This is a genomic window from Thalassospira sp. MCCC 1A02898, assembly GCF_001618185.1.
Taxonomy (GTDB): domain Bacteria; phylum Pseudomonadota; class Alphaproteobacteria; order Rhodospirillales; family Thalassospiraceae; genus Thalassospira; species Thalassospira tepidiphila.
Window position 1 is genome coordinate 212,328 of the sequence record NZ_LPXK01000013.1, and the last position, 26,737, is coordinate 239,064.

The 26,737-nt window shown below is 53.8% G+C and carries 22 protein-coding genes and 1 tRNA gene; 11 read left to right on the forward strand and 12 right to left on the reverse strand.

The features are described 5' to 3' along the window. Positions 1-2: 2 nt before the first annotated feature. From AUQ41_RS17680 to AUQ41_RS17715, 8 genes are all read right to left on the reverse strand, one after another. Positions 3-815, reverse strand: a complete 813-nt coding sequence (locus AUQ41_RS17680) for a TatD family hydrolase (RefSeq protein ID WP_063089563.1) — start codon at positions 813-815, stop codon at positions 3-5. Further along, complete coding sequence (gene metG / locus AUQ41_RS17685; RefSeq protein WP_063089565.1) at positions 812-2,377, reverse strand: methionine--tRNA ligase; 1,566 nt, start codon at positions 2,375-2,377, stop codon at positions 812-814. The genes AUQ41_RS17680 and metG overlap by 4 nt, the downstream gene beginning before the upstream one ends. Before the next feature lie 86 nt (positions 2,378-2,463). Then, the gene (locus AUQ41_RS17690; protein ID WP_063089566.1) at positions 2,464-3,570 is read right to left on the reverse strand and encodes a DNA polymerase III subunit delta'; all 1,107 of its coding nucleotides are present in this window, start codon (positions 3,568-3,570) and stop codon (positions 2,464-2,466) included. A gap of 2 nt (positions 3,571-3,572) precedes the next feature. Continuing rightward, positions 3,573-4,229, reverse strand: a complete 657-nt coding sequence (gene tmk, locus AUQ41_RS17695) for a dTMP kinase (protein WP_063089568.1) — start codon at positions 4,227-4,229, stop codon at positions 3,573-3,575. Further along, positions 4,226-5,314, reverse strand: coding sequence for a D-alanyl-D-alanine carboxypeptidase family protein (locus AUQ41_RS17700; RefSeq protein ID WP_232308443.1), 1,089 nt, complete (start codon positions 5,312-5,314; stop codon positions 4,226-4,228). Before AUQ41_RS17700 ends, tmk begins: the two co-directional genes overlap by 4 nt. 234 nt (positions 5,315-5,548) lie before the next feature. After that, the gene (locus AUQ41_RS21295) at positions 5,549-6,595 is read right to left on the reverse strand and encodes a septal ring lytic transglycosylase RlpA family protein (RefSeq protein ID WP_063089571.1); all 1,047 of its coding nucleotides are present in this window, start codon (positions 6,593-6,595) and stop codon (positions 5,549-5,551) included. Positions 6,596-6,667: 72 nt separating this feature from the next. Next, positions 6,668-7,672 (reverse strand): lytic transglycosylase domain-containing protein, encoded by a 1,005-nt coding sequence (locus AUQ41_RS17710; RefSeq protein WP_063089573.1) that lies wholly within the window; start codon positions 7,670-7,672, stop codon positions 6,668-6,670. A 23-nt stretch (positions 7,673-7,695) separates the two neighbouring features. Further along, positions 7,696-8,520: a YdcF family protein gene (locus tag AUQ41_RS17715; protein WP_083952771.1), complete on the reverse strand. Its 825-nt coding sequence runs from the start codon at positions 8,518-8,520 to the stop codon at positions 7,696-7,698. A gap of 161 nt (positions 8,521-8,681) precedes the next feature. Here AUQ41_RS17715 and AUQ41_RS17720 point away from each other — a divergent pair. Both AUQ41_RS17720 and AUQ41_RS17725 read left to right on the forward strand, forming a co-directional pair. Next, positions 8,682-8,771: transfer RNA gene (locus AUQ41_RS17720), tRNA-Ser, on the forward strand. 109 nt (positions 8,772-8,880) lie between these two features. After that, positions 8,881-9,219, forward strand: coding sequence for a zinc ribbon domain-containing protein YjdM (locus AUQ41_RS17725; protein WP_063089576.1), 339 nt, complete (start codon positions 8,881-8,883; stop codon positions 9,217-9,219). 87 nt (positions 9,220-9,306) lie between these two features. Here the strand turns inward: AUQ41_RS17725 and AUQ41_RS17730 are convergent, their stop codons facing one another. Next, positions 9,307-11,547 (reverse strand): TRAP transporter fused permease subunit, encoded by a 2,241-nt coding sequence (locus AUQ41_RS17730; protein ID WP_063089578.1) that lies wholly within the window; start codon positions 11,545-11,547, stop codon positions 9,307-9,309. 113 nt (positions 11,548-11,660) lie between these two features. Continuing rightward, positions 11,661-12,635 carry a TAXI family TRAP transporter solute-binding subunit gene (locus tag AUQ41_RS17735; protein ID WP_063089580.1) on the reverse strand — a complete coding sequence of 325 codons (975 nt, stop codon included), beginning with the start codon at positions 12,633-12,635 and terminating at the stop codon, positions 11,661-11,663. Between the two features lie 291 nt (positions 12,636-12,926). Between AUQ41_RS17735 and AUQ41_RS17740 the strand changes: the two genes are divergently transcribed. The 9 genes from AUQ41_RS17740 to AUQ41_RS17780 all read left to right on the forward strand — a co-directional run bounded on the left by AUQ41_RS17740 (position 12,927) and on the right by AUQ41_RS17780 (position 22,687). Next, entirely contained in the window at positions 12,927-14,873 is a 1,947-nt protein-coding gene (locus AUQ41_RS17740; RefSeq protein WP_063089581.1) for a methyl-accepting chemotaxis protein, read from the forward strand. 363 nt (positions 14,874-15,236) lie between these two features. Beyond that, positions 15,237-15,998 carry an ATP-binding cassette domain-containing protein gene (locus AUQ41_RS17745; RefSeq protein ID WP_343834339.1) on the forward strand — a complete coding sequence of 254 codons (762 nt, stop codon included), beginning with the start codon at positions 15,237-15,239 and terminating at the stop codon, positions 15,996-15,998. An 88-nt stretch (positions 15,999-16,086) separates the two neighbouring features. After that, positions 16,087-16,884: a transporter substrate-binding domain-containing protein gene (locus tag AUQ41_RS17750; protein ID WP_063089584.1), complete on the forward strand. Its 798-nt coding sequence runs from the start codon at positions 16,087-16,089 to the stop codon at positions 16,882-16,884. A 114-nt stretch (positions 16,885-16,998) separates the two neighbouring features. Then, complete coding sequence (locus AUQ41_RS17755) at positions 16,999-17,691, forward strand: ABC transporter permease (RefSeq protein WP_008891030.1); 693 nt, start codon at positions 16,999-17,001, stop codon at positions 17,689-17,691. Between the two features lie 3 nt (positions 17,692-17,694). Beyond that, positions 17,695-18,441 (forward strand): ABC transporter permease, encoded by a 747-nt coding sequence (locus tag AUQ41_RS17760; protein ID WP_063089586.1) that lies wholly within the window; start codon positions 17,695-17,697, stop codon positions 18,439-18,441. Between the two features lie 115 nt (positions 18,442-18,556). After that, on the forward strand, positions 18,557-19,696 hold the full coding sequence (locus AUQ41_RS17765; RefSeq protein ID WP_063089587.1) for a succinylglutamate desuccinylase/aspartoacylase family protein: 1,140 nt from the start codon (positions 18,557-18,559) through the stop codon (positions 19,694-19,696). Positions 19,697-19,877: 181 nt separating this feature from the next. Further along, a complete protein-coding gene (gene deoC / locus AUQ41_RS17770) occupies positions 19,878-20,711 on the forward strand; it encodes a deoxyribose-phosphate aldolase (protein WP_232308444.1) in 834 nt (277 codons plus the stop codon). Between the two features lie 59 nt (positions 20,712-20,770). Continuing rightward, positions 20,771-21,994: a phosphopentomutase gene (locus AUQ41_RS17775; RefSeq protein WP_063089589.1), complete on the forward strand. Its 1,224-nt coding sequence runs from the start codon at positions 20,771-20,773 to the stop codon at positions 21,992-21,994. A 6-nt stretch (positions 21,995-22,000) separates the two neighbouring features. Then, positions 22,001-22,687: a DsbA family oxidoreductase gene (locus AUQ41_RS17780; RefSeq protein WP_063089590.1), complete on the forward strand. Its 687-nt coding sequence runs from the start codon at positions 22,001-22,003 to the stop codon at positions 22,685-22,687. A gap of 58 nt (positions 22,688-22,745) precedes the next feature. Here the strand turns inward: AUQ41_RS17780 and mfd are convergent, their stop codons facing one another. Both mfd and AUQ41_RS17790 read right to left on the reverse strand, forming a co-directional pair. Beyond that, the gene (mfd, locus tag AUQ41_RS17785) at positions 22,746-26,243 is read right to left on the reverse strand and encodes a transcription-repair coupling factor (protein ID WP_063089592.1); all 3,498 of its coding nucleotides are present in this window, start codon (positions 26,241-26,243) and stop codon (positions 22,746-22,748) included. A 7-nt stretch (positions 26,244-26,250) separates the two neighbouring features. Further along, positions 26,251-26,523: a succinate dehydrogenase assembly factor 2 gene (locus AUQ41_RS17790; protein WP_063089593.1), complete on the reverse strand. Its 273-nt coding sequence runs from the start codon at positions 26,521-26,523 to the stop codon at positions 26,251-26,253. Between the last annotated feature and the right edge of the window lie 214 nt (positions 26,524-26,737).

Here is a 26,737-nt window from a genome sequence, read left to right on the forward strand (position 1 = left end):
TGTTATTCGGCTCCCAGCGCAAGCAGGTTTTTCCGATCAGCTTTTGTGAACAGTGTGAAGAAGTTATCCGTCGTTATTCGCGTGATTTCTTCGATGTCAACACCCTTGATTTCGGCTAGCTTCGCCGCCGTATGGGCAACGTAGCTCGGTTCGTTCGGTTTGCCGCGCTTGGGCACTGGTGCGAGATACGGCGCGTCGGTTTCCACCAGCAGCCGATCCAGCGGTACGTCTTCAACAGCGGCACGAATTTCCTTGGCCGAATTAAAGGTAATGATGCCTGAACAAGAAATATAAAACCCGATCTTCAGAGCGCGCTGCGCCAGAGCAGCGGAGCTCGAAAAGCAGTGAATAACGCCGGTAAACGGCCCCTTTTCATATTCTTCTTCCAGAATATCCATGGTGTCGTCATCGGCATCACGGGTATGGACGATCAAGGGCAAACCCGTTTCGCGGCAAGCCGCGATATGGGCACGAAAGCTTTGCTGCTGCGCATCGCGCGGGGCATTGTCATAGAAATAATCAAGACCGCTTTCGCCGATGCCGATGACTTTCGGGTCGGATGCCTTTTCGATCAGGGCATCCGGGCTTGAAAGCCCCTCCTCGCCCGCTTCGTGTGGATGAACTCCAATCGTGCAATAGATATGATCAGATTGTTCGGCAACCGCGCGGACCTTGTCAAAGGTCGTAAGTTTCACGCCGATGCTGACCATCATGCCAACGCCGGCATTTTTGGCCCGCGCAAGGGTTCCGCTCAGATCATCGGAAAACTGCGGGTAGTCCAGATGGCAGTGGCTGTCGACAAGGGCGACATTCATGCCTTCTCTCCTTCATCCTCGGTCTCGACATAGCGCGGGAAAACGCCAGCCGGTTTCGGAATTTCCGACCCCGGTTTCAGGGCGTTGTTCGGTCCAAGCGCATCAAACCCGCGCTGATCATCGGCCAGCACCAGCTGATCAAGGATTTTGGCCGCGGAGTCCGGCATGATTGGCTGTACAAGGATGCCGACGTGGCGAATGACCTCGGCCAGGACATACAAAACCGTCTCCATGCGCGCCGGATCGGTCTTTTTCAGGCCCCAAGGCGCCATTTCATCGACATAGCGGTTGGCATCACCCACAAGGCTCCAGATCGCTTCCAGCCCCTTGTTGAACGCCTGTTCGTCAAAGAGCGGACGCACGGTATCAAGCATGCCGTGTGCCTTGGCGAGGATTTCCTTGTCTGCGTCGGTGAACTCGCCCGGTGTCGGGATCGCAGCATTACAGTTCTTGTGGATCATCGACAGAACACGCTGGCACATATTGCCAAGATCGTTGGCCAGTTCGCTATTCATGCGGTTGACCATGGAACGATGGGAAAAGTCACCATCATTGCCAAACGGCACTTCACGCATCAGGAAATAACGCGTCTGATCCAGACCATATTTATCGGTCAGGTCATACGGGTCAATCACATTACCGATCGATTTGGAGATCTTCTGGCCTTCGTTGGTCCACCATCCGTGCGCAAAGACTCGCTTCGGCGGTGTGATACCGGCCGCCAGAAGGAAGGCAGGCCAGTAAACAGCATGGAAACGCAGGATATCCTTGCCGACCATATGCAGGTCAGCGGGCCAGTATTTTTCAAGTTTGGCCGGATCTGCATCCGGGTAACCGATCGCGGTCAGATAGTTGGTCAGGGCATCGAGCCAGACATACATGACGTGGTCTTCGTCACCTGGCACCGGAACGCCCCACTTGAAGCTGGTGCGTGATACGGAGAGATCATGCATGCCACCCTTCACAAAGCTTATCACTTCGTTGCGGCGTGATTGCGGTGCGATGAAGTCCGGGTTCTGTTCGTAGAACTCCAGCAGGCGATCACCCCAAGCAGACAGCTTGAAGAAATAACTCGGTTCAGACACCCACTCCACCGGTGCGCCGGTTGGTGCGAGTTTTTCGCCGTCTTTTTCGATCAGTTCCTTCTCGCCGTAGAACGCCTCGTCACGGACCGAATACCAGCCATCATAGGAGCCCAGATAAATCTCGCCCTTTTCAAGCAACGTATTCCAAAGCGCCTGACAGGCCTTTTTGTGACGTTCTTCCGTGGTGCGGATGAAGTCATCGTTGGAATAGTTCATGTGAACGGCAAGATCGCGGAAGTTTTGCGAAACCTGGTCTGTAAACGCCTGCGGGGCAATGCCCTTCGCTGCGGCCGATTTGTCGACCTTTTGACCGTGTTCATCGGTTCCGGTCAGGAACATCACGTCATAACCGTCCAGGCGCTTGAAGCGGGCCAGAACGTCACAGGCAAGCGTGGTATAGGCATGGCCAATATGGGGCTTGTCGTTGACGTAATAGATCGGTGTCGTGATGTAATAGGGCTGTTTGTGCCCGGTCATGGTGGCAAATCCTTCGCGCAAGTCGTGAAACAAAACGGCCCGAAATGGGCCGTGATGGTCAAAATTTCGGCATGTGGGCAGTGATGTCAGGTTCGCATGGTTTCTTCAAGCATGAAGAATGCATTCAGCAAGGCCTGCTTGCGATCAAGATGCAAACCGCGGGTCGCGCCCATCAATTCGTTGATCTTTTCCCATACCTCCAGCCATTGATCAAGCGGTTGCGCGGCTGCCATGCGCTGCATGGCGGGCAATTCACCGTCAACGACTTCGCGGGGCGCCTGCCCTGTGGCGGCAAACCGGATCATTCGCGCAAGCCACCAATGCATCAATTCGGTGATTGTTGCAAAGGCCGCGTCTTTGTCTGCAGGTGAAAATCGCTCTGCAAACTTGTGTTGGGCTGCTACATCGGCATTGGGGAGTGCGGCGATGATATCGACAAGTTCAGTATAAAGCTCAAGCCCGCCCACTTCATGGAGTTGAAGTGCACGACCGATGCTGCCTTCTGCGAGACCCGAAAGTGCGTCACGTGCGCCAAGATCCATATCCGGGCAATAGCGCCCAAGAAGATCGACAACCTGATGATCTTGCAGTGGGCCAAGATTAAGGCGCCGACAGCGCGACCGAATTGTCGGTAGCAACCGTCCCGGATGATGGGCAACAAGGATCATCATGGCGTTGGCTGGCGGTTCTTCGAGAACCTTGAGGATCGCGTTGGCAGCATTGCGGTTCAGTTCATCGGCGGCATCAACAATAACGATCCGCCATCCGCCCTCTGCCGATGTCTTCGACATGAAATTTCCAACCGTCCGCACGCTGGCTACGGTGATTTCGCCCTGCAGGCGTTTCTTCTTGTCGTCGTACTGACGCTCGATAACCTTAAGATCACCATGACCGCCACCGGCAATCCGTCGTGCTACCGGGTCTTCCGGATCGACATAAAGACCGTCATTCTGGTCGCCAAAGAGCCCGGCACCGGCATTGTTTCCGCCGCCGGATAGGATGAAACGTGCCATACGATAGGCAAGCGTTGCCTTGCCGACGCCCTTGGGGCCACAGAGCAGCCAAGCGTGATGCATGCGTTTGCTGTTCCAGGCATCAAGAATGACTTTCTCGGCCTCTTCGTGGCCAAGAAGGGCATCATTGCGTCGCGGGTCAAAGGGGTTTTCTTCTTCGGGAAGGTCGTCCTTGGCCATGATCAGGTCCCCTGCCCGGCAATGCGCCCCTGAACAGCGGCGATGACACGTTCACCTACGCTTTCGATGTCTCCACTGGCGTCAATGACGACACAACGGTCTTTTTCAGTTTCTGCAATTTCGCGGTAACCGTCACGTATGCGCTCGTGAAATGCAAGTCCCATGCGTTCATAGCGGTCCTCAGCGGCACTGACATTGGCAAAACGTGCCCCAGCTCGGTCAAGACCAACTTCAAGCGGCAGATCAAAAATTACGGTCAGATCAGGTTTGAAATCGCCGATCGCCAGTTTCCAAAGATTGCGGATATAGTCTGCACCAAGGCCATGGCCGTAGCCTTGATAGACAACTGATGAGTCTGCGAACCTGTCACAAAGAACGACTTTGCCTTCGGCAAGGGCCGGACGAATGGTGCGTTCAACATGATCGCGACGCGACGCAAACATCAGAAGCGCTTCGGTTACGGCGTCCCAGCGACCGGGATCGCCTGTCAGAATAAGGTTGCGGATTTCCTCGGCACCCGGCGAGCCACCGGGTTCGCGCGTGACGACAACATCCCGGCCCTGCTCGCGGAACCAGGTTGCCAAATGGTGGATCTGGGTGGACTTTCCGCTGCCTTCACCGCCTTCGAAACTGATGAACAAACCGGGCTTCGACTTCACCCGTTTGCCCCCCAGAGAAGATATTTGAAGGCTGCGCCAATACGGCCAACAAATCCAAGGCGTCCGACATCATGGGCGGCATAAAGCGGGAACTCGATGGTGTCCTGATCGGGGACTTCGACCTTAAGTGTTGCGATCTGATCGCCCTGACTGATCGGGGCCGGCACCGGACCATCATAGACGACGGTGACCTTCATATCGCGGCTGGCACTACGCGGCAGTGTCAAAAGGATTTCCTTGTCAGCGACAAGATCAACCTTGGTTTCCGAACCCAACCAAACATTAGCGGAACTGACGGTTTCGCCCTCTGCGAACAGATCGTAGTTGTCAAACTCGCGGAAGCCCCAATCCAGAAGCTTTTGGGACTCCGTGCGACGTTCACGTACAGAATCCAGACCGTTGACCACAAGGATCAACCGACGCCCGTCACGCTCGGCCGAGGCCGTAAGACCGTATCCGGCCGCTTCTGTGTGACCGGTTTTGAGGCCGTCAACACCGGCACTCGTGCCCAGCAGCGGGTTGCGGTTGGGCTGACGGATACCGTTATAGGTGAATTCCTTGACGGAATAGAGCTCGTAAAGGTCCGGGAAACTGCGAATGGTGTCGCGCGCAAGGATGGCAAGATCATGAACTGTCACAAGGTGGCCGTCCGCCGGCCAGCCGGTGGCGTTCTTAAAGACGGACTTGGTCATGCCGATTGCGCGGGCTTCTTCGGTCATTGCCTCGGCAAAGGCTTCTTCGGATCCACCAATTCCCTCTGCGACGACGATTGCCGCGTCATTTCCCGACTGAACGATAATACCGTGCAGTAGGTCAGAGACCGAAACGTTGGAGTTTACCTCGACAAACATTTTCGATCCGCCCTTACGCCAGGCTTTCTCGCTGACGTGGAAGGTGTCGTCCATCGAAACGCGACCGTCCTTGATATACTTGAACAGCATATGAACGGTCATCATTTTGGTCATCGAAGCTGGCTCAGTCAGGGTGTCCCCTTCTTTATCAAGCAGCACTGCGCCAGTATCGAAGTCCATAATGAAAGCTTCACGTGCGCTGGTCTCTATTGCCTGCGCGCTTGCAAAGCTCATCGACATTGCCATGACTGAGCCAAAAATTAAGGCTCCGGCCACTACCCGGTTCAGAGTGCTTTTGAACGGAACTGGCGGCATCAAAGTCATGGCATTCTAACCCTGTAAAATAATTTCTCTATGCACCGGGAAACGGTGTATCCGCTGATTTGCTTATGTCGCAAATTCGGCAGAATTGTGCAACACCAACAAATCCGGCATTCTAATGCGGTCGCATAACCGGCTTTTTTTCAATCAACAGACAGATGTCGCCGAGCCGCCATCAGCACACTCAACGACAACTTTTGCCCCGTTTTGGCCGGTTGCAATCACCCGTTCAAGCAGAATGTCCGCTTCCGGGACAGTTTCTAACGGACCAAGCCGCACGCGGTAAAAGGTCGTGCCCTTGACGTCTATTGACTCAATCTTGCTAGGCGCAAGATCATACAGGCGATTGCGCAGGTTTAAGGCATTGTCATAAATGGAAAAGGCACCTGCCTGGACATAGATCGAAGAAGATGCGACAGGCGCAACTTCAACCACGGCGGCCTCTTCAACCACGCCATCAAATGGTGCGGATTGCACACTGGCACTGGAAGACGGCGGTGTCAGTTTGATACTCGAAGTGGTGGGTTCGCCTGCATCGGTAATGGGGCCGTCATCAAGGCGGACAGTTTCAACAACATCGCGCGGTGCTGCCGTAACGGTGCTTTGTTCGGCCGAGGTAACTTGCGGGGCGGCTTTACCTTGCGCTATTGCTGCGACCTGACGGCTTTCGGCTTCAACCACTTCGACGAGAACCTTCGCCGTACCTTTTCGCTCGAACCCCAGAAGTTGGGCTGCGCGTCGCGACATATCGATGATCCGCCCATGGGCGAATGGTCCACGGTCATTGACCCGAACCTTGATCGACTTGCCATTTTCAAGGTTTGTCACCCGAACGATGCTGGGTAGTGGCAAGGTTCGATGGGCGGCCGAAACCTCATATTGATCAAAAATCTCGCCGTTGGCGGTCTTCTTGCCATGGAATTTGGGGCCATACCAGGATGCAATACCGGTTTCGGTGTATTCGTAATCTACGGCCGGATAATACCACTGGCCGGCAATCTCATATGGATTGCCGATCTTGTAGTTTCCGATTTGGGCAGGTTGTTGTGACTGACCGCCAAGCCGTTTGACGCCATGGACGGCCAGTTGCGTTTCAGCACAGCCCGCCAGCAATACGCCAAATGCAGCAACCGCAAGGGTGATGTGGCATTTGGCTCGCAGATGTGCGAAGGCACTTTTTCGTGGTTTGGGCATCAAGGTGTCCCCGCTTGTAGATGCTCTGTCCATGCTCGTTCAGACATGATGTCCGTTTTCCGGACGTTGTTTTTAACGACCGGCAATCGCATCGGCCAATGTGCCAACCGCAATCGCAAAGTAAGTCGAACGGTTCCAATGCATGATGGTATGGAAATTGTTATAAACCATATATGCGGGACCTTCACCGTCATTTACGATGACAATTGATGCTTCCATGTCAGCCGCAGGCAAATCGGCACCGTTTGGCATGCGAACGCCAAGTTCCTGCCATTCAGAAATTGGTTTGCGGATATCGCGACCTTCAAGCTCGGTATTGAAGTTTTCCGGCAGCGAAATTTTGCGGCCCCAGCGTTCGTCGGCGTGCCATCCGACCGAGGAAAGATAGTTTGCCGCAGAGGCAAAGACGTCTTCCTTGGCCCCCCAAAGATCAATCTTGCCATCTCCGTTTCCGTCGCGTGCATAATTTAGGAAGGTAGATGGCATAAACTGCGCCTGCCCCATGGCGCCGGCCCAAGAACCGGACATGTTTTCAGGCGCGATATGGCCCGCATCGATGATGGTCAGCGCGTTCATCAATTCCTTGCGGAAATATTCAGCACGACGTCCCTCAAATGCCAAGGTCGCAAGTGAATCAACAACGGAATAGCCGCCGGTGAAACGCCCAAATCCGGTTTCAATGCCCCAGAACGCTGTCAGATAATGGCCCGGCACGCCGTATTTTTTGGCCGCGGCGTCAATGATTTCGCGATTTTCGGCGTATTTCTTACGACCTTCATTGATGCGGGATTGCGGCACAACCCGATCAAGATATTGGTCAAAGGTCAGCTTGAATTCCGGCTGACTGCGATCATATTCGATCACTTTGGGGATCGGTTTGGTATTGGCAAAGGCAACGTCAAGTGTGGCATCGGAAATGCCTTTGCTTGCGGCTTCCTTTTTGAATTCAACGAGCCATTCGTCAAATCCCTCGGTGGTGAATTCTGGAAGTTTTTCATCGGTCTGTGCAAAGGCCGGTGCATTTGCCGCCATCAAAGCAACGACGGAGGCGGCAGTCAGTAGTTTCCAGAATTTCATCTAAGCCTCATCCAATCATGTAATCAGTTTTCCGCCCCGGGATCTTTCGGCCCAGGGAACCATGCGTCTGTGCGGCCGGTCCAGTAATAGGCGGTCAAACCAACCCATTCCCGCAAAGCACGGCCCAACGATTTGATACCGTCAGAGACGTTAAGACTTGCTAAATGGATGTCATCTGAGGTGAATCTGTCGACTGGATACGGGATCACATTCCAGCAGGCCTGACGGAATACACCTACCGCCCTTGGCATATGTTGCGCCGAAGTGATTAGTACCCAAGGCTTTTTGGCGAGTTCAGGCCAGTCGCGATAAACCATCTCCAGAGATTTCGTCGCGTTCTCGTGCGTGTTCCGAGATTTTTTTTCAAAATACATGTTCGACGTCTTCAGGCCCGATTCGTCCAACCAGTTTTCAAGGACGACTGCTTCGCTAAATCCACGTTCTGTCAGGTTGCCATCCCCACCAGTAAACAAGACAGGTTTGTCAGGATACAAGCTGGCAAATCGAAGCATCGCAAATATCCGGTCTGCAGATCCACCAACATGCATTTCACCACGCTCAGTGTAACTGTCGGGATCAAGACTACCTGCCAGAGTTATCGCTCCGGCAAACTCCTGCTCTGTAAGAACAGGTTTATCAAAGCGGGTTTCAAGTGTGCGTGACAAGATTGTGCCAACAGGAATAACCGTAATTAGCAAAGAGAATCCAGTCACGAAAACCAGCCCTCTTATCGCAAATCGGCGCGTTCGCTTGATGGTCAACAGGCAAAACAGAATGGCCAGTAAAAGACCATGCATGAAAGCTGTATTGATCAGAACACTCAGCGTTTTGGACAGGAAGTAGAACACGTGTGAAAATTCCAAAAAGAATTGGTTTATCGAATGTCATTACCATACTGAAATCAGGATAAATCACCAGCTTTCGCTGCAATATTGGATTGCCCTATTGACAGGTCATTCTCCCCAATTTATTGAAAGCGCCCAGAGCGAAACGCTCCAACCAGTTTTGCGGAGAGGTGGCAGAGCGGTTGAATGCAGCGGTCTTGAAAACCGCCGTGCCTTTACGGGTACCGTGGGTTCGAATCCCACCCTCTCCGCCATTTACTCCAAGACAGTGCAAACGCCAGTTCAGTAGTCGCACAGTGATGTTCTCTGCGTGCTGCCAAGCCGTATCTGTCAGAACCTTATAATCGTCGAAAGGCCACTGATATGAGCGAACTGCCACCCTGCCCCAAATGTGAATCCCCCTACACCTACGAAGACGGTGACTTGTTGATCTGTCCTGAATGCGCCCATGAATGGTCGCTCGCAACGGGTCAGGCGGATTCAAATGTTGTTCGCGATTCCAATGGCACCCCACTTGCCGATGGCGATACGGTTTCAGTAATCAAGGACCTCAAGGTCAAAGGTTCGTCATCTGTCGTCAAAGTCGGCACCAAGGTTAAGGGCATTCGCCTTGTTGACGGTGATCACGATATCGATTGCAAAATCCCGGGGATCGGTCAGATGGGGCTGAAATCGGAGTTTGTGAAGAAGGTTGTTGACTAGGCAACTGAATACAAGTTCGACCAAAAGCAAAAAAGCGCACCGAATGTGGTGCGCTTTTTCTTTTTATGGGTATTTGTGTCTAAGAGCTTAGTCAGCCCCGCCAGTCCGGAATGTCGTTCCTGGTTTCGGCTTCAAAATTCGCTGGATGAAGAGCGTGCCGATTGCCATCCCCACCCCGATCAGATCCGTAATCAGACCGCCGGAGATCATGAACAACGCTGCGATAACGAGCAGAACGCGCAAGAACCAAACCGCCGAACGGCCAAGGAACCAGCCCTGAACGCCAGACGATAGAAGGAATACGCCCACAACGGCCGTAATCAGCGCCTGACCTATCTGAAGATAGGTTCCGTCCATGAGGATGGCAGAGTTATAGAAGAACATGAACGGTACGATGAAGGCGGCAATACCGATCTTGAATGACGCAACCGAGGTTTCCATTGGGTTGGCCCCGGATATCCCGGCCGCAGCATAGGATGCCAGCGCCACCGGCGGTGTGATCGCCGAAACCACTGCAAAGTAGAACACGAAGAAGTGTGCTGTAAGTGGTTCAATTCCAAGCTCAATCAGGCCAGGTGCTACCACAGACGCCGCAACCGCATATGCCGCCGTTGTTGGCATTCCCATACCAAGCAAAATGGCAATCAGCATGGCAAATACAAGTGCCAGAAGCTGGGAGGCTTCGGCCAAACCAAGCAGAAGGTTGGAGAAGCGTGCACCAACCCCGGTGAGCGCAATCACACCGACAATGATACCCGCACAGGCGCAGACCGCGATGATCTGGATCGACATACCGCCTGCCAGCTCAAAGGCCTTGGCAACCGATCGGGCCCCCACGCGATTTGGCGTTAACCAACTGACAACGACTGCCGCAACAGTGGCAAGGGTCCCTGCCCTGATCACGGAATAGCCGAGGAACAGTGCAATGATCAGAATGATGATCGGAAGGAACAGGAATACCTTTTTGATCATTACGTCAAAGCGCGGCAATTCATCTTCGCGCATGCCGCGCATGCCAAGTTTCGCGGCCTCAAAATCGACCATGAAATAGATCGACACGAAGTAAAGAATGGCCGGAATGACGGCTGCAATCGCGATCTCGGTATATGGAATGCCGGTGATCTCGGCCATGATGAAGGCACCTGCCCCCATAATCGGCGGCATGATCTGACCGCCGGTTGAGGCCGCAGCCTCAATCGCGCCAGCGGTCTTTTTGTGATAACCGACCTTTTTCATCAGCGGAATGGTGAGCGAGCCGGTGGCCACCACGTTCCCGGCAGACGTACCGTTAATCATGCCCATCAAACCGGATGCAAAGATCGCAACCTTTGCCGGGCCACCACGGGCACGACCCGCGACCGAGAAGGCAAAGTTCACGAAATAGTCGCCAACTTTGGACGCCTGCAGGAAGGCTGCAAAAATGATGAAGAGAATGATGTAGGTCGACGAAACAGCCGTCGTCGGGCCGAGGATCCCTGCATCGGTGTAAACTTGGCTAAAGAAACGCTGCCATGTAACAGATGGCGACTGCAGGAACCCTGGCAGGAATTCACCAACGAAAACGTAGATCAGGAAGATGGTCGCAATGACCACCAGTGCCAAACCGGCAACCCTTCGGGTCAATTCCATGATCAGCAATGTGCCAGCAACAGCAGCGATCGAAATCCCGATTGGCGCAAAGGGTGTACCCGTTGAGTTGCGCATCAATGTGCCATAAATCGTGATCAGATAAACAGCGACAGCGAAGGCACAGACGCACAGCACAAAGTCGGGGGCCGAATATTTTTCGCGCGATGTTTTGTGGAACCAGGACAAAACAATACCACCGACTGTCGCCACCAGAAGCGGTGTACCGAATAGCCAGGTTTCATTAAACTTGATTGTCGCATCAATGCCGTTCCACATCACGCCGTTCTGAATGTCGAGCGCGAAGCTAAACGCCATACCGGTGGCCATGAATGCCGGCACGAGAAGAACATATGACAGATACCCCAAAAGCGGTGTACCTGTGCCCGGGCTGTCATTAAAACTGTTTGCTGAGTACCACAGAAAACCAAGCGCAAGCGCGCCCGCAACGTGAACGATACGGAAGTTCCATGTTTCAAGCGGAAAATCAGGAAGAAATGGCAGATTAACAATCCCGCCGGTCATACCCGAGAGCGAGACACCATTCAGTGCAAGCATGTGGAAGGCTGCATAGATTGCAGCGGAAATCGTGATAAAGGTCAGGCCACTGCCTTCGAAAAGACGTCGATTATGTTCGACCGGCTCTTCGTCAACACCATCGGCAATAAGGTGTTCGTCTTCCACCTGGCTTTTGTTTGTCATCTGTTCCCCCGCTCTCACGCAAGTTTGTTTTTGGCCACAGGCAAGCTGATAATTGAAAGATGGCGGACCGTCCGCCCGGACAGTCCGCCTTCAAGATGTTTAACAGACAAAAATTAGTAGATCATGTCTGCTGGAATGGATGCGCCATTTTCGTTGAACCACTTGGCAGCACCCGGGTGCCACTTCATTACCTTGTTCTTGTCCCAGTTTGCCGGAACAGTCGAACGGGCCGCGCGGTGGATTGAAACCATCCGCTCGTTGTCAGACATCACAACGTCGGTCGCGGCATAAACAAAGCTCTCCGGAAGCTCGCAGTTGGCGATCGCGAAGTTCCACATCGAAACCGAACGCGCCGGTTCGGTTAGCGTGGTGTATGTGTCTGCAGCAATGTCGAACTCGGATACCGGGAAGGCATCCATGATCTGTTTCTGTTCAGCTTCGGTGAATTCGATGATGTTCACGTCAGTCTGGACTTCAAGCTGACTGACAGCCGGAACCGGAACACCTGCGGCAAACGCAATAACGTCAAGCAGGCCATCCTGCAGCTGGCCACCAAGGTCGGCCCAGCCACCATTACGACGTTCGAAGTCAACACCGAGTTCTTCTAGCATACGCGGGAAATATGTATCCGAGGTTGAACCTGCCGGACCAAAGCCGATTTTGGCGCCAGCCGGAATGTCAGCAACCGAGGTAATTCCCGAGGAAGAAAGAGCCGTGATCGAGAACGGTGTCTGATACATCGGGAACATTGCACAGGCATTGGTCATCTGAAGACCCGGTGCAATCGGGTTGGTACCTGCGAGTGATTCCGCTGCCGGACCCATCGTTGTCATACCAAAGGCGGCTTCACCGGTATGGACAAGGGCCATGTTCTGCATCGGGCCGCCGGTGACTTCACCGCCACCCGAGATGCCGAGTTCTTCCGCCACAAGGTTCGCCCAGCCAGAACCATACGCGAAATAAGTCCCGCCCTGTGAAGCTGTACCAACAGTAAAGCTCTCCGGCCAGTCAGAACGATCCTGCGCTACGGCAGCAGTGCTCCCGAACGCGAACGCGACCGCCATCCCTGCAAATAATGCGCGTTTCATTAATTTCCTCCGTTTATCGGTATTTTGTGAGAGTTCGCTACAAGTCATTTCCTCATATGGGGAAACTCAAAGTTGATAGCAATGTGGTTCTTAATCAATACCGAAAACAAAGAGATTTCATAGTGATGTCGATCTCTTGTCGGGTGCTACTTTAGTTGCATCCCGCAATGAGAAGACATTCTGATGGATCAGTTTTTCAAAAGCCTGAATGTTCGCGGCGGCAAGTGCTTGTAATCGCGTTACGCAACCACATTTGTTAAATGTAATGTACTTCTTCCGGAGGATTGCTGCATGTCGCTCAATATTGGTAGCCGGATATTGCTTGCTGCGGCAATGATCGTTGTTGCGACGTTCACGGCATTCATCCTCTATTTCGACTATCAGCAACGAACATACATCCAGAATGCGCTTGTGGCTAAATTGACCGAGAGTGGTTCGTTGGCCACTGCCGGCATTTCAAACTGGCTTGATGGCCGGCGCCTGTTGGTTGAGAGCCTTGCTAACAATATTGCCCGTGACAGTTCTCCCACCAATGTCTCTGAAGTCGCAAGCGGTGAGGCATTTGCCGAGTCATTTATCTATTCATATTTCGGCAGTGCTGACGGTGTAATGACAATGTATCCACCCGATGATCTGCCGCCCGAATACGACCCGCGCCAACGCCCATGGTACGCAGATGCAGTTTCTGTCGGTGACAGTACCCTTACCGAACCCTACACCGATGCATCCACCGGTCAGCTCATTGTTACGGCGACCACACCTGTTTTTGATGGATCAAACCTTCTTGGGGTTGTTGGCGGTGATATCGATATTGGTATCCTCGGTGACTTGGTTCGCAGTATCGATTTGGGCGGGATCGGATATGGCTTTCTGGTTAATGATCAGGGAACGGTCCTGATCCACCCAAGTGCAGAATTCACCCTTAAACCCCTGCCGGAAGTGTTTCCTGACGACACACCAACGGTAAAGGAAGGCATGGAGAACATCATTGATGGCACAGGCGATCAGTTGTTCACCTTTTTCCGCGTCAATGGCTTGCCTTCTGTAAACTGGTATCTCGGCTTTGCACTTGATCGCGATGCCGCATATGCGTCGCTTACCGAGTTTCGCTACACTGCGATTATTACCGCCATCATTGCCATTCTGGCCATAATGGGCCTGATGGGGCTGCTGGTTCGAATTTGGGTTTCGCGGCCGGTTATGAGTATGACGTCGGCCATGACCCGCCTCGCCAATGGTCAAAGGGATGTCGATGTCCCGGGAACGGAACTCAAGGACGAAATCGGCGCGATGGCCGCGGCTGTTCTGGTGTTTAAGAACAACGCTGCAGAAGTGGATCGTCTGGCGAGCGAGAACGAGGCTGCGACCAGACATGCGGCTGAGGCGCGCAGGCGCGCCATGGAACAAATGGCAGACAATTTCGAGAAGAGTGTTCTTTCCATAGTGGAAACAGTGGCTGACGCGGCCGAAAAAACGCAGTTGGTTGCAACTCAGCTATCTGCCAATGCAGAGGAATCGACGGCCCGTGCCGCCGCTGTTTCGAGTGCTGCGAACATAACAACGGAAAACGTGCAGGCGGTGGCGTCCGCAACCGAGGAGCTTTCTGCTGCCATTCGCGAAATTGGTGCACAGGTTACGCAATCAATCGAAGTTGCGACCGAGGCAGTTTCTGGCGTCAACAGTACCTCTGCAACGGTCACGGAGCTTGCCGAGGCCGCTGAGCGGATCGGAAAAGTCGTTGGTCTCATTCAAGATATTGCCGGGCAAACAAACCTTCTGGCGCTGAACGCAACCATCGAAGCAGCACGTGCAGGTGATGCTGGTAAGGGCTTTGCCGTCGTTGCCGGTGAGGTGAAATCGCTTGCCAATCAGACGGACAAGGCTACTGGCGATATTCAGGTTCAGGTAGATGGTATTCAGGGATCGTCGAACCGTTCGGTATCGGAAATCAGGTCTATTTCCGGAACGATCGAGCGGATCAACGAATTCTGTAATGCCATTGCAGCCGCGGTCGAGCAACAAGGGGCTGCGACACAAGAGATTGCAGACAGCGTGCAACGTGCAGCATCGGGCACACAGGAAGTCTCGCAAAATGTGTCGGCCGTCTCTGATACCGCCAACATGGTAAGTGAGGAAGCCAACTCGCTCCTTTCGTCATCTCAAGAATTGCGAAAACTCGCCCAGCGTCTCAGGGAAGAAGTTATCGGCTTCCTGAAATCTGTTCGCGACAACGACTAGGTAATAAACGGTCACTGGTTTGCATGGTTTGAAACCGTCGTCTTTGCCAACCACCGGCCGGATTCCGTCGTGGGCGCATCTTCTCCCTAAAATCCATGTAGTTTTTTATTGCGTAAAATCCCTTACTGCTGCACGATTTGTGCAATGCGGTCGTTAATGGTGATGTGTAACCGTCTGAAACCGCAGTTTTCTTCATAAAACTGCAAAATATCAGTGGAAATGCTCTCGTTGGACAGGCAATTATTGACGGAATGAGAGGCGCTTTGGCGTGTCTTGTGGGGGAGCATCCGATTTGGGATGCTAAGACGAACGAAGAATGAAGACTCTCAACAGGGATAATTTAAACTCGTTATGAGCAAAGACATACCCGCCCTACAGGTCGAAGGGATGTTCAAAAGCTTTGGGGACCATGAAGTTCTTAAAGGAATTGATCTTACGGCCAATACCGGGGACGTGATTTCGATTATTGGCTCGTCCGGTTCGGGCAAAAGTACGTTTCTGAGATGTATCAACCTGCTTGAAACGCCCAATGCTGGCGCTGTTCACGTCAAAGGTGAACTGATCCGCATGAAGAGGCTCAAGGATGGCTCTCAGGAAGCCGCCGATAAGAAGCAGCTACAGCGTATTCGCACCAAGCTTGCGATGGTGTTTCAAAGCTTCAATCTTTGGAGCCACCTGACCATTCTCGAGAATGTAATCGAAGCACCGATCCACGTGCTTGGTGTTCCGAGAAAAGAAGCAATCGAAAACGCAGACGCGTTGCTGCAAAAGGTCGGGATGTATGAACGTCGGGATTATTATCCCGGTCATGTTTCTGGCGGCCAGCAACAGCGTGCAGCCATTGCGCGCGCGCTTGCGATTTCACCGGACGTTTTGCTGTTTGACGAGCCGACATCGGCACTTGATCCGGAACTGGTCGGTGAAGTTCTCAGGGTTATGACCGATCTTGCCGAAGAAGGCCGCACGATGCTTGTCGTGACCCACGAGATGGGCTTTGCGCGCGGTGTATCAAGTCATGTGATGTATTTACATCAGGGACGGGTTGAGGAATTCGGCAATCCGACCGATGTATTCGAGAATCCAAAATCGGAACGCATGAAGCAGTTTCTTCAGCGCGATTTCTGATTTGGGCAGACCAGGGCCTGGTTGGCTCTGGCCGCAAGAATGGGAGCACGTCGTTGCGCGCCATTCCAATCAACAAGGGAGACTATGAATGAAAAACTGGATCAAGGTTGCATCTGCCGCAGCAATTGGCATTGCACTGAGTGCTTCGGCAGCAAGTGCTGCCTGGGAAAAAGTCGTTATCGCGACCGAGGGTGCCTACCCTCCGTTCAACATGATGGACGACAATGGCAACCTCATCGGTTTCGACGTTGATTTCGCCAACAAGCTTTGCGAAACCGCAAAGATCGAATGTGAAATCGTTGCTCAGGACTGGGACGGCATGATCCCGGGTCTTTTGGCCAAGAAATATGACGCGATCATCGCTCAGATGTCGATCACCGAAGAGCGCAAGCGCTCCATCGATTTCTCAGACTATTACAGCAACACTCCGGCAGTGTTCGTTGGTAAGGACGGCATGAGCATCACCGCGTACAAAGACGGCGAAGTCATTGAAGACGCGCTTGATGGCATGGTGATCGGTGTTCAGCGTTCGACCACGCACGCAAACTTCCTTGAAGACAACTTCCCGGGTATCGAAATCCGCATGTACGGCACCCAGGACGAAGCCCTGCTTGACCTGACCGCTGGCCGTGTCGATGCGACCCTTGCTGACTCTGGCACCCTCGAAGCATGGGTAAACTCCGAAGAAGGCAACGGTTACGGCTTCGTTTCCAACCAGTTCGCACCAAGCGAATGGTTTGGCGAAGGTGCCGGTATCGGTATTCGCAAGGAAGACCAGGACCTGAAGGAAATCTTCAACAAAGCCCTGGCTGAAATGCTTGAAAACGGTTCTTACGAAGAACTGAACAAGAAATACTTCCCGGCGATCGATCTGCATCCGAATTGATCTGCCTGATCTATCCGGGGCGGCGAATTGTTCGCCGCCCCTCCCTTATTGTTGGCTGTTGCTTTTAATCAGGGGTGATAAGCACGTTCAGCATCAAGGAAAGCTGGAGATACCATGCTTGATTTATACGGTCGCGGCTGGCAGATGCTTGAAGGGGGACTGGTTACAGTTCAGCTTTGCCTAACCGTTTTGCCATTCATGATTGTTATTGGTTTATTGGGCGCCTCAGCAAAGCTGTCGCGCTATCGCACCCTGCGTGTGATCGGGGAAAGCTATACCGTTCTTATTCGCGGCATTCCCGAGCTGCTTGTTATTTTGTTGATTTATTTCGGCGGCACCATTGCTGTCCAAAGCCTTGCCGAAGCGATTTCCGGTGAGGAAACCCGCGTGGATATTCCCGCATTCTGGTCAGGTGTTGCTGCCTTGGCCCTGGTTCAGGGCGCATTCGCATCCGAGGTTTTCCGTGCCGCGATGCAATCGATCCCCATTGGTCAGATCGAGGCTGCGACAGCGTGCGGCATGACACCGATGCAGATTTTCATGCGCATCAAGCTACCGCAACTATGGCGTTTCGCCCTGCCCGGGCTTAACAACCTGTTTCAGGTCCTGATCAAGGACACCGCGCTTATTTCGGTTGTCGGTGTCGAGGAAATCATGCGAAAGGCCGCCATTGGCGCCGGAACAGAGAAGGCACCGTTTACCTTCTATCTGGTGGCGATGCTTATGTTCCTTTCATTTACAACGGTTTCGCTGCTGGTCTTCAACTATCTTGAAAAGCGGGCTGCCCGCGGTGTGGCGAGGGCGTAGCAGATGTTTGAAGATTTCATATACGTTCTTGGCAAGTACGATACCTGGCTATGGCGCGGCTTTTTGCTGACCATCGAGCTGCTGGTGATTTCGGTGACGCTTGGCACGCTTTTGGCCATTCCGTTGGCTGTGGCGCGTGTTTCGAAAAAGGTATGGATACAGGCCCTGCCCTTTGCCTTCATCTATGTGTTCCGTGGAACGCCGCTGATCGGGCAGTTGTTCATGATGTATTATGGCGTCGGGCAACTGATTGCCAACATCGACGGCATTCAAGATCACTGGACCTGGACCTATCTGCGCGACCCGTATTGGTACTGCCTGCTGACCTTCGTTCTGAACACGGCGGCCTATGTTCCCGAAATCATGCGTGGTGGCATCCAGAACGTGCCCAATGGTGAACTCGAAGCCGCCCGTGCATGCGGCATGTCGCCGTGGATTACCTATCGGCGCATTATCTTTCCCCGCATGTGGCAGATGATCTGGCCTGCCTACACCAACGATGTGATCTTTACCCTAAAGGCGACGTCGCTGGCATCGACCGTGACCATGATGGAACTGACCGGTGCTGCGCGTAAGATCGTTGCCCGTACCGCCCTTCCCTATGAGGCGTTCATATCGGCCGGTGTGATCTATTTGATTATCGTTTACTCTCTGACCTTTGGTTTCAAGGGGATCGAGCGCTATCTGCGTCGCAGTGAGCAGCGCAACGAACCCAAAACAGGCAGAGCAAAAGCAGCAACCTCGGCCTAAAAAATACCCGATCAAACCCGGTATTCGGAGATAGGCACCTGTCGGCGTGGCGTCGAAGGTGCTTTGATCCGGCCGGGTTGATTCGCCCCACGCCACCACCTTTCAGGATATCGAAATGCAAGAAGAACGCATTGAACTCGTCCGCCCGCAAATGGGCACATCGCGCGCTTTGACTGTGCGGCGCTTTGGCAAACCCGGCCAAGGTCCAAAGGCCTATTTTCAGGCTGCCCTGCACGCCGATGAATTGCCCGGCGTTATTACGCTGCACCATCTTGAGGCTCTTCTGAAAGAAGCCGACGCCAACGGCGACATCACCGGTGAAATCGTTGTTGTTCCCTTCGCCAATCCGATCGGTTTTACCCAGTATGTCGATATGAAGCCTCTTGGCCGGTTTGAAATGCGCAGTGGTCAGAACTTTAACCGTCACTATCCGGATCTGAGTGCGGCACTTATCAATGCTGTTGACGGCAAACTAGGTCAGGATTCCGAGGACAACGTTGAATTGATCCGGACCGAGTTGCGCCGCCTTATCAAGGAACACCGCAAGGATGTCAGCCCGCTGACAGACCTGCAGGATTTGCGTCTGACCTTGGCAGAGCTTGCGATTGATGCCGATTACGTCATGGACTTGCATTGCGACTGGGAAGCGCCGATGCATCTTTACATCAGCGACCATAACTGGCCGGATGCCGCGGATCTTTCGGCACAGATTGGATCGGAATGCAGCCTGATCGCAGAAATCAGTGGTGACAACCCGTTTGACGAGGCATTCAGCCGCCCCTGGGTCGAACTTCGCCGTGCCTATGGCGACAAATTCCCGATCCCGATGGCGACACTGGCCACCACGATCGAGCTGCGCGGTGATCGCGATGTGTATGATGAGTACGCAATCGCAGACGCCGCCAATCTGTTCAAGTTCCTGCAGCGCCGTGGCCTGATTTCCGGCGACCCGGGCCCACTGCCGGACGCCAAATGTGATGCAACCCCGCTTGCCGGTGTGGATCGCGTGATGGCGTCACATGGTGGCATGGTTGTTTTCGCGGTTGAGGCAGGCGCAAAAGTCAAAGCCGGTCAGGAGCTTGGTTATGTTCTTGATTGTGAAACCGGCGAAAAAACCCCGTTCACCAGCCGAACCGACGGGGTGCTGTATTCCCGTATTGGTATTCGGCTTGTCGTTCCGGGCGGATATCTGTGCTCGGTCGCGGGTGAGAAGCCGCTTGAAGGACGCGAAGGTCAGCTTCTTCTGTCGAAATAGAGGGCCTTTGACGTTTCCGCGTTCTGATTGAAACTGTATTTTGAGACGGATCGATTGATTGCCGAATGAAGGTTGGATACCCTTCAGGCCGTCGTTGATCCGTCTTTCTCATTCGGGCCAGATGGTCACCGATTTTGCCGATATTGACGAACCGCGCAGTGCGCGTTGCAAGGAATGTTTGATGTTCGATCCGAAAACTGTTTCAGAAGTCATTTCAGTTGCTAAGAACAAGGCCTTGGCAGACGCCGAGACGGCGCGTCGCGCGATTTCTGTTCTGGATTTGACCAGTCTGAATGATGATGACAATGAACAGATCATCGAAGCCCTGTGCAAACGCGCGCAAACGCCCGAGGGAAACACAGCAGCTGTTTGCGTCTATGCCCCGTTTATTGAAACCTCTTGGCGGGCACTGGGCCAGTCAGGTGTGAAAACCGCAACTGTGGTGAACTTCCCCGAAGGCGGCACCAATGCCCAGCGTGTCGCCGACGAGACCGCAAATTGCGTCTCCAAGGGTGCCGACGAGATCGATCTTGTCTTTCCCTACAAGGCGTTTCTTGAAGGCGATGTCGCGACCGCAACGGATGTTGTCGATGCCACGCGCACGGCGTGTGGGACCATGACCACCATGAAGGTCATCCTTGAAAGCGGCGAGTTTGATGACCTTGGCAAACTTTACGACGCCGCCCGGCTTGCTATCAAGCATGGTGCAAATTTCGTCAAGACATCAACCGGAAAGGTATCTGTCGGCGCAACGCCCGAAGCCGCGGTTGCGATGCTGACGGCCATTCGTGATGCCCGCGACGAGGATGGTATTGATGCCGGCTTCAAGGCATCTGGCGGAGTTAAGTCCACCGAGGACGCCGCCCTTTATCTGGCAATTGCCGATCACATCATGGGCGATGGCTGGGCAAAGCCGGAAACCTTCCGTTTCGGGGCAAGTGGCGTTTTGACCGCGTTGCTTGAAACCTGTGGTTCCAAACCGGGTGATGCACCGGCTGCGACTGGCAACTACTAGAATTTATGACTATCTGCTGGGCATCGCATTGCCCGGATAAGGTTTGAAGGAAGACATCAATGGCACGTGCCATCATTATCGTGGCGGACAGCTTCGGGATCGGTTCGGCACCGGACGCGGCAAAATTTGGTGATCAGGGTTCTGATACCCTTGGCCACATTGCAGAACAATGCGCCAAAGGCCTTGCCGATAGCGACAAGCGCAGTGGTCCGCTGAATGTGCCGAACATGGTCGCACTTGGTCTTGGCGAGGCCGCCAAGGATGCGACTGGTCGTGTCCCGCCTGGGCTTGATCATGGCGGTGCAATGATCGGCGCATTTGGCCATGCCAAGGAACTATCACGCGGCAAGGATACGCCAAGCGGTCATTGGGAAATTGCCGGTGTGCCGGTGGATTTCGACTGGGGTTATTTTCCCCTGACCGTCCCGACCTTCCCGGCGGAACTGACCGATGCCCTGATCGAACAGGCCAAATTGCCAGGCATTCTTGGCAACTGCCATGCATCGGGCACGACAATCATCGCAGAGCTTGGCGAAGAGCATATCAAAACCGGTAAACCGATTTGCTATACCTCGGCCGACAGTGTGTTTCAGATTGCCGCCCACGAGGAACATTTTGGTCTCGATCGCCTGTATGAAGTCTGTGAAATCGCCTTCAAACTGGTTGAACCCTACAATATCGGGCGTGTAATTGCCCGCCCATTTGTTGGTGAAACGCCTGCTGATTTCAAGCGGACCTCAAACCGTCGTGATCTTGCTGTTCCGCCCCATAAACCAACGCTGCTTGATCTGTTCAGCAAATCCGGTGGCAAGGTGATTTCGGTTGGTAAAATCGCCGATATCTATGCGCATCGCGGGATTGCCAAAAAGGTCAAGGCGTCGGGGAATATGGCGCTGTTTGATGCCATGATGAAAGAAATCGCCGAAGCCCCGGATAACAGCATTGTGTTCACCAACCTGGTGGACTTCGACATGGAATTCGGTCACCGTCGTGATGTCGCCGGGTATGCAAACGCGCTTGAGGAATTTGATGAACGAATTCCGGAACTACGTGCCGCGTTACAGCCCGGTGATCTGGTGATCATTACCGCCGATCACGGGTGTGACCCGACGTGGCGCGGCAATGACCATACACGCGAATTTGTTCCGATCCTCGCCTTTGGGCCGGCGATTGCCCCCGGGCCATGCGGGATGCGTGAAACCTTTGCCGATATCGGGCAAACGGTTGCCGACCATCTTGGGATTGCGCCGCTGGCGACGGGAACGTCTTTCTTGAATGGATAAAGTGGAATGAACTGGCAGTTCGGACAAAGTGAAGCTTCAAATTCGCCGATCAGGATCGAGGCGATTGTCGATACGATTTGTCCGTGGTGCTATATCGGCAAGAAGCGCCTTGAAAAAGCGTTGTCACGCGAAAAGCTTGATAACCTGATCATTCATTGGCGCCCTTTCCTGCTTAACCCGGATATGCCGAGCGGCGGCATTGATCGCAAACTTTATCTATCCGCAAAGTTCGGCGGAAGCGAAAGTGCCGAACGGGTTTACAAGGCGATCGAGGATGCCGGGGCAGTAGTCGGTATCCCGTTCAGGTTTGATCTGATCAACGTGACGCCGGATTCAACGGACTCTCATCGCCTGATCTACAAGGTGTGCGCAGAACGGCCCGCCGTTGGCAATGATTTGGTCGAAGATCTGTTTGTGGCCTATTTCCTTGAAGGTCAGGATATCGGCAATCATGAACTTCTGGCCGACATCGCAGTTCGCCATGGCGAAGACAGAAACGAAATTCTTGAATATCTTGCTGGAGATATGGATCGGGAATTTGTCACTCAGGAAAACCGGGTCGCGCATCAGATGGGTGTGACCGGTGTACCGTGCTTCCTGTTTAACAGCCGCCATGCCCTGTCCGGCGCACAGGAACCCGATATCCTTCAGCGTATGATCCGACTGGCGCGACAGGAAGAAATTCCGGTCTAAACAAGACCCCACTGAGAATTAAAAAAGGCGGAATAACAATTTGTTACCCGCCTTTTCTTTATGCGTTTTCTGCGATATCCGAAAGCCGTTTCATCAATCGTTTGAGGCCTTCAAGCCGGTCGGTCGGGCCATCCCAGCCTGCGGAATAGACGATCTTGTGATCCGGGCGCAGTCGGGCGACGCCAACCTGCTGCTGGATAAACCCAATCAACCCGGCCGGGTTCGGGAACTCGTTGTTTCGTAGCGTGATGAGTGCCCCTTTCGGGCCTGCATCAAGCTTCTCGATATTGGCAACCCGACACCATTGTTTGATGGTCACAACATCGAGAAGGTTTTCGACTTCCTTGGGCAATTTGCCAAACCGGTCAATCATTTCGGCGGCAAACTGGTCGACCTCTTCACGGGATCGCAATTCGGAAATACGGCGATAAAGCCCAAGCCGCACACCAAGATCCGGCACGTAGCGATCCGGGATCAGAACCGGCATACCGATATTAATCTGCGGGACGAAGCTTGCCTCTTCGGATGCATCAATTTCGCCCTTGGCCTCAGCCACGGCTTCTTCGATCATCTGCTGATAAAGCTCGATCCCGACTTCCTTGATATGGCCAGATTGCTCTTCACCAAGCAGGTTACCTGCCCCGCGAATATCAAGATCGTGGCTCGCCAGATTGAACCCGGCACCCAGACTATCAAGGGTCTGCATGACTTCCAGTCGCTTGAGTGCTGTTGCCGTCAGTTTCTTGCCATTGGGCAAGGTCAGGTAAGCATAGGCACGCTGCTTGGAGCGACCGATACGGCCACGCAACTGATAAAGCTGCGCCAAGCCGAACATGTCGGACCGGTGAATGATCATCGTGTTGGCGTTTGGAACATCAATACCGGACTCAATAATGTTGGTCGCAAGCAGCAGATCAAACTTACGGTCGGTGAAATCGGTCATGACCTGTTCAAGGTCACGCGCGCCCATCTGGCCGTGCGCCACATCAAACTTGATTTCCGGCACAAGGTTTTGAAGTTCCTTGGCAACCCGGTCAAGTTCATTGACCCTTGGGCAAACATAGAAAATCTGACCACCACGGTGGCGTTCGCGCAAGATGGCCTCGCGCACGACAACCGGGTCGTAGGGCGTGATATAGGTCCGGACCGCCAGACGGTCGACCGGCGGTGTGGCAATGATCGAAAGTTCCTTCACCCCGGTCAGGGCCAGTTGCAAGGTCCGCGGGATCGGTGTCGCGGTCAGGGTCAGGACATGCACATCGGATTTCAGTTCCTTCAGGCGTTCCTTGTGCTTGACGCCGAAATGCTGTTCCTCGTCAACGATCAGAAGACCAAGATCCTTGAAATGCACACCCGTACCCAAAAGTGCATGGGTGCCACAGACGATATCGACATGGCCGCTTTCTAGGTTCTCCTTGACCAGTTTGGCGTTCTTGCCGGTGACAAGGCGCGACAGCTGTTCAACCCGAACCGGCAGGCCTTCAAAGCGTTCCTTGAAATTCAGGTAATGCTGCCGACACAAAAGGGTCGTCGGCGCCACCACAGCCACCTGTTTGCCCGACATCACGGCGGCAAAGGCCGCGCGCATGGCGACCTCCGTCTTGCCAAAGCCAACATCGCCGCAAACAAGACGATCCATCGGCTTTCCGGCCGACAGGTCATCAAGGGTATCGCGGATGGCGCGTGCCTGATCCTCGGTCTCGGCAAACGGGAAGCCGGCGCAGAATTCGTCATAGGCGCCCTCAGGTGCCTGAAGCATGGCGCCCTTGCGCAGATGACGTTCGGCGGCAACCTTGATCAGCTTGCCTGCCATGTCACGGATGCGTTCGCGCAGCTTGGCCTTACGCGCCTGCCAGGCAACACCACCCAACTTATCAAGGATCGAGATGCCTTCGTCCGATCCATAACGCGACAGCACCTCGATATTCTCGACTGGAACAAACAGTTTGTCGCCGCCGTCATATTCAAGCTCAAGACAATCATGCGGGGCGCCGCCGGCCGTCACGGTTTTCAGGCCCAAATAGCGCCCGATACCGTGTTCAAGGTGGACAACAAGGTCGCCTTCGGAAATCTCGGACGCTTCGCGCAGGAAATTGTCGGCCTTGCGACGGCGTCCACCCGGGCGGCTCATGCGGTCGCCAAGGATATCCTGCTCGGTAACAAACCAAAGACCCTTGCGCCGGAATCCGCGTTCAATATCAAGGATCACCACGCCGACATGTTCAAAGGTCAGATCGTCGGTAACGTCTTCCCAGCATTCGCAGGTAACGACTTTGCCCACGCCATGTTCACGCAACAATGACACGATGCGATCACGCGATCCATCGGAATAGGCCGCGATAACAACCTGATTTTCCTTGCCGCGCTGTGTGGTGATGAAATCACGCAGTTCGTCATACAGATTGACGTCCGCACGCGCACGCACATCGCCGAAATCACGCCCTGCCCGCGCACCAAGATCGTAAATGCCGCGTTCGGGGTTTTCATCATCGTAATAGGGCGAGAATTCCAGAACCGGGCGGTCTGACAGCATGCGGTCAAACTCTGCCTGATCAAGATAAAGCCGTTCTGGCGGCACCGGTTTATAGACGTTGTCACCCGATAGCCCGCCGCCCTTGATATTGAGACGTGCCTGATAATAATCATCGATCATCTCAAGGCGATTTTCGATGACCTCGCCATATTGATAATCAAGGCTGACGATGGTTTCGGGCACATAGGCGAATATCGTATCCAACCCGTCATGAAACAGCGGCAGCCAATGTTCCATCCCGCCATATTTCAGGCCATTGGAAATTGATTCATAAAGTGGATCGGTCTGCGACACCGCGCCAAACAGCTCGCGATAGCTGCTTCGGAACCGCGAAATGCTATCCGGGTCAAGATAGACCTCGCCCACGGGTAAAAGGGAAATTTCCTTAACCTTGCCAACGGTGCGCTGGGTTTCGACATCAAAGCGACGGATGCTTTCGATCTCGTCACCAAAGAAATCAAGCCGCACCGGTTCCTTCATGCCCGGGGCAAAGATATCGACAATATCACCACGGACGGCGTAGTCGCCGGGCTCCATCACCTGTTCTGCGCGGTTATAACCCATGCGCTCGAAATAGGCGGTCAGCTCGGCGCGGTCGTATTCACTGCCAGCCTTGAACGCCAACTTCCCCTTGCGCATAACCTCAACGGTCGGGACACGCTGCATTGCCGCGGCGGCGGTTGTCAGAACAATACGGCCATTTCCGGCAGCGGATTCCTTGCTGTCGGCAAGGGTTGTCAGCGTTTCGACGCGCCGTGCGGTGACTTCCGAAATCGGTGAAACGCGGTCATAAGGCAGGCAATCCCACGCCGGCAGCGTCAGGACTTCGATTTCACCGGCGAAGAATTGCAATGCTTCGGCCAGTTGAGCCATGCGCTTGTCATCGCGCGCCACATGAAGAACGGTCTTGTTCTTGCCCGCACTATCAAGCAGTTCACGCAGGATCAGGGCGTCTGCGCCTTCCGGCACACCGCCTACCCGTTTGCGACCATTGGTCGATATGATTTCTTTGAGTTTGTTCAATGTCTTGTCAGGCGTTGCTCAGGTCCCGGATCATGCGCAGGACATCCGTGTCATACTGTGCAGGTGCCGCTTCCTTGCCGGTTGCCCATTTGAAGAAATCGGCATCCGGTACTTCGTTGATCAGGATTTCAAATCTATCAAGTTGTTCTGCCGTCAGGGTCGCCAGATGCTTGTCCATGAAACGCCCCATCAGGATATCGTTCTCCTTGGTGCCACGATGGCTTCCACGGAACAGCAGCTTCTTACGGCGCATTTCAAGGTCCGATACGGTGTCGGTCATTCTTCGATCTCCTGACTTCCTGTGCAGCGCCTTGCGGGCGGCCACTGCAGCCTGTTCTGTGGCATGGTTTGTACGGCAAAATCTCCTACGGGTCCATGCCGTGATCGGGTCATTTTGTATCAAATGATGACTTGATGGTTGTGGCGGGATAGTTTTGTTGTATACCCGTGCCATAAACGCAATTGTTCTGTTAACGTTCTCATCGAAAGTTTCA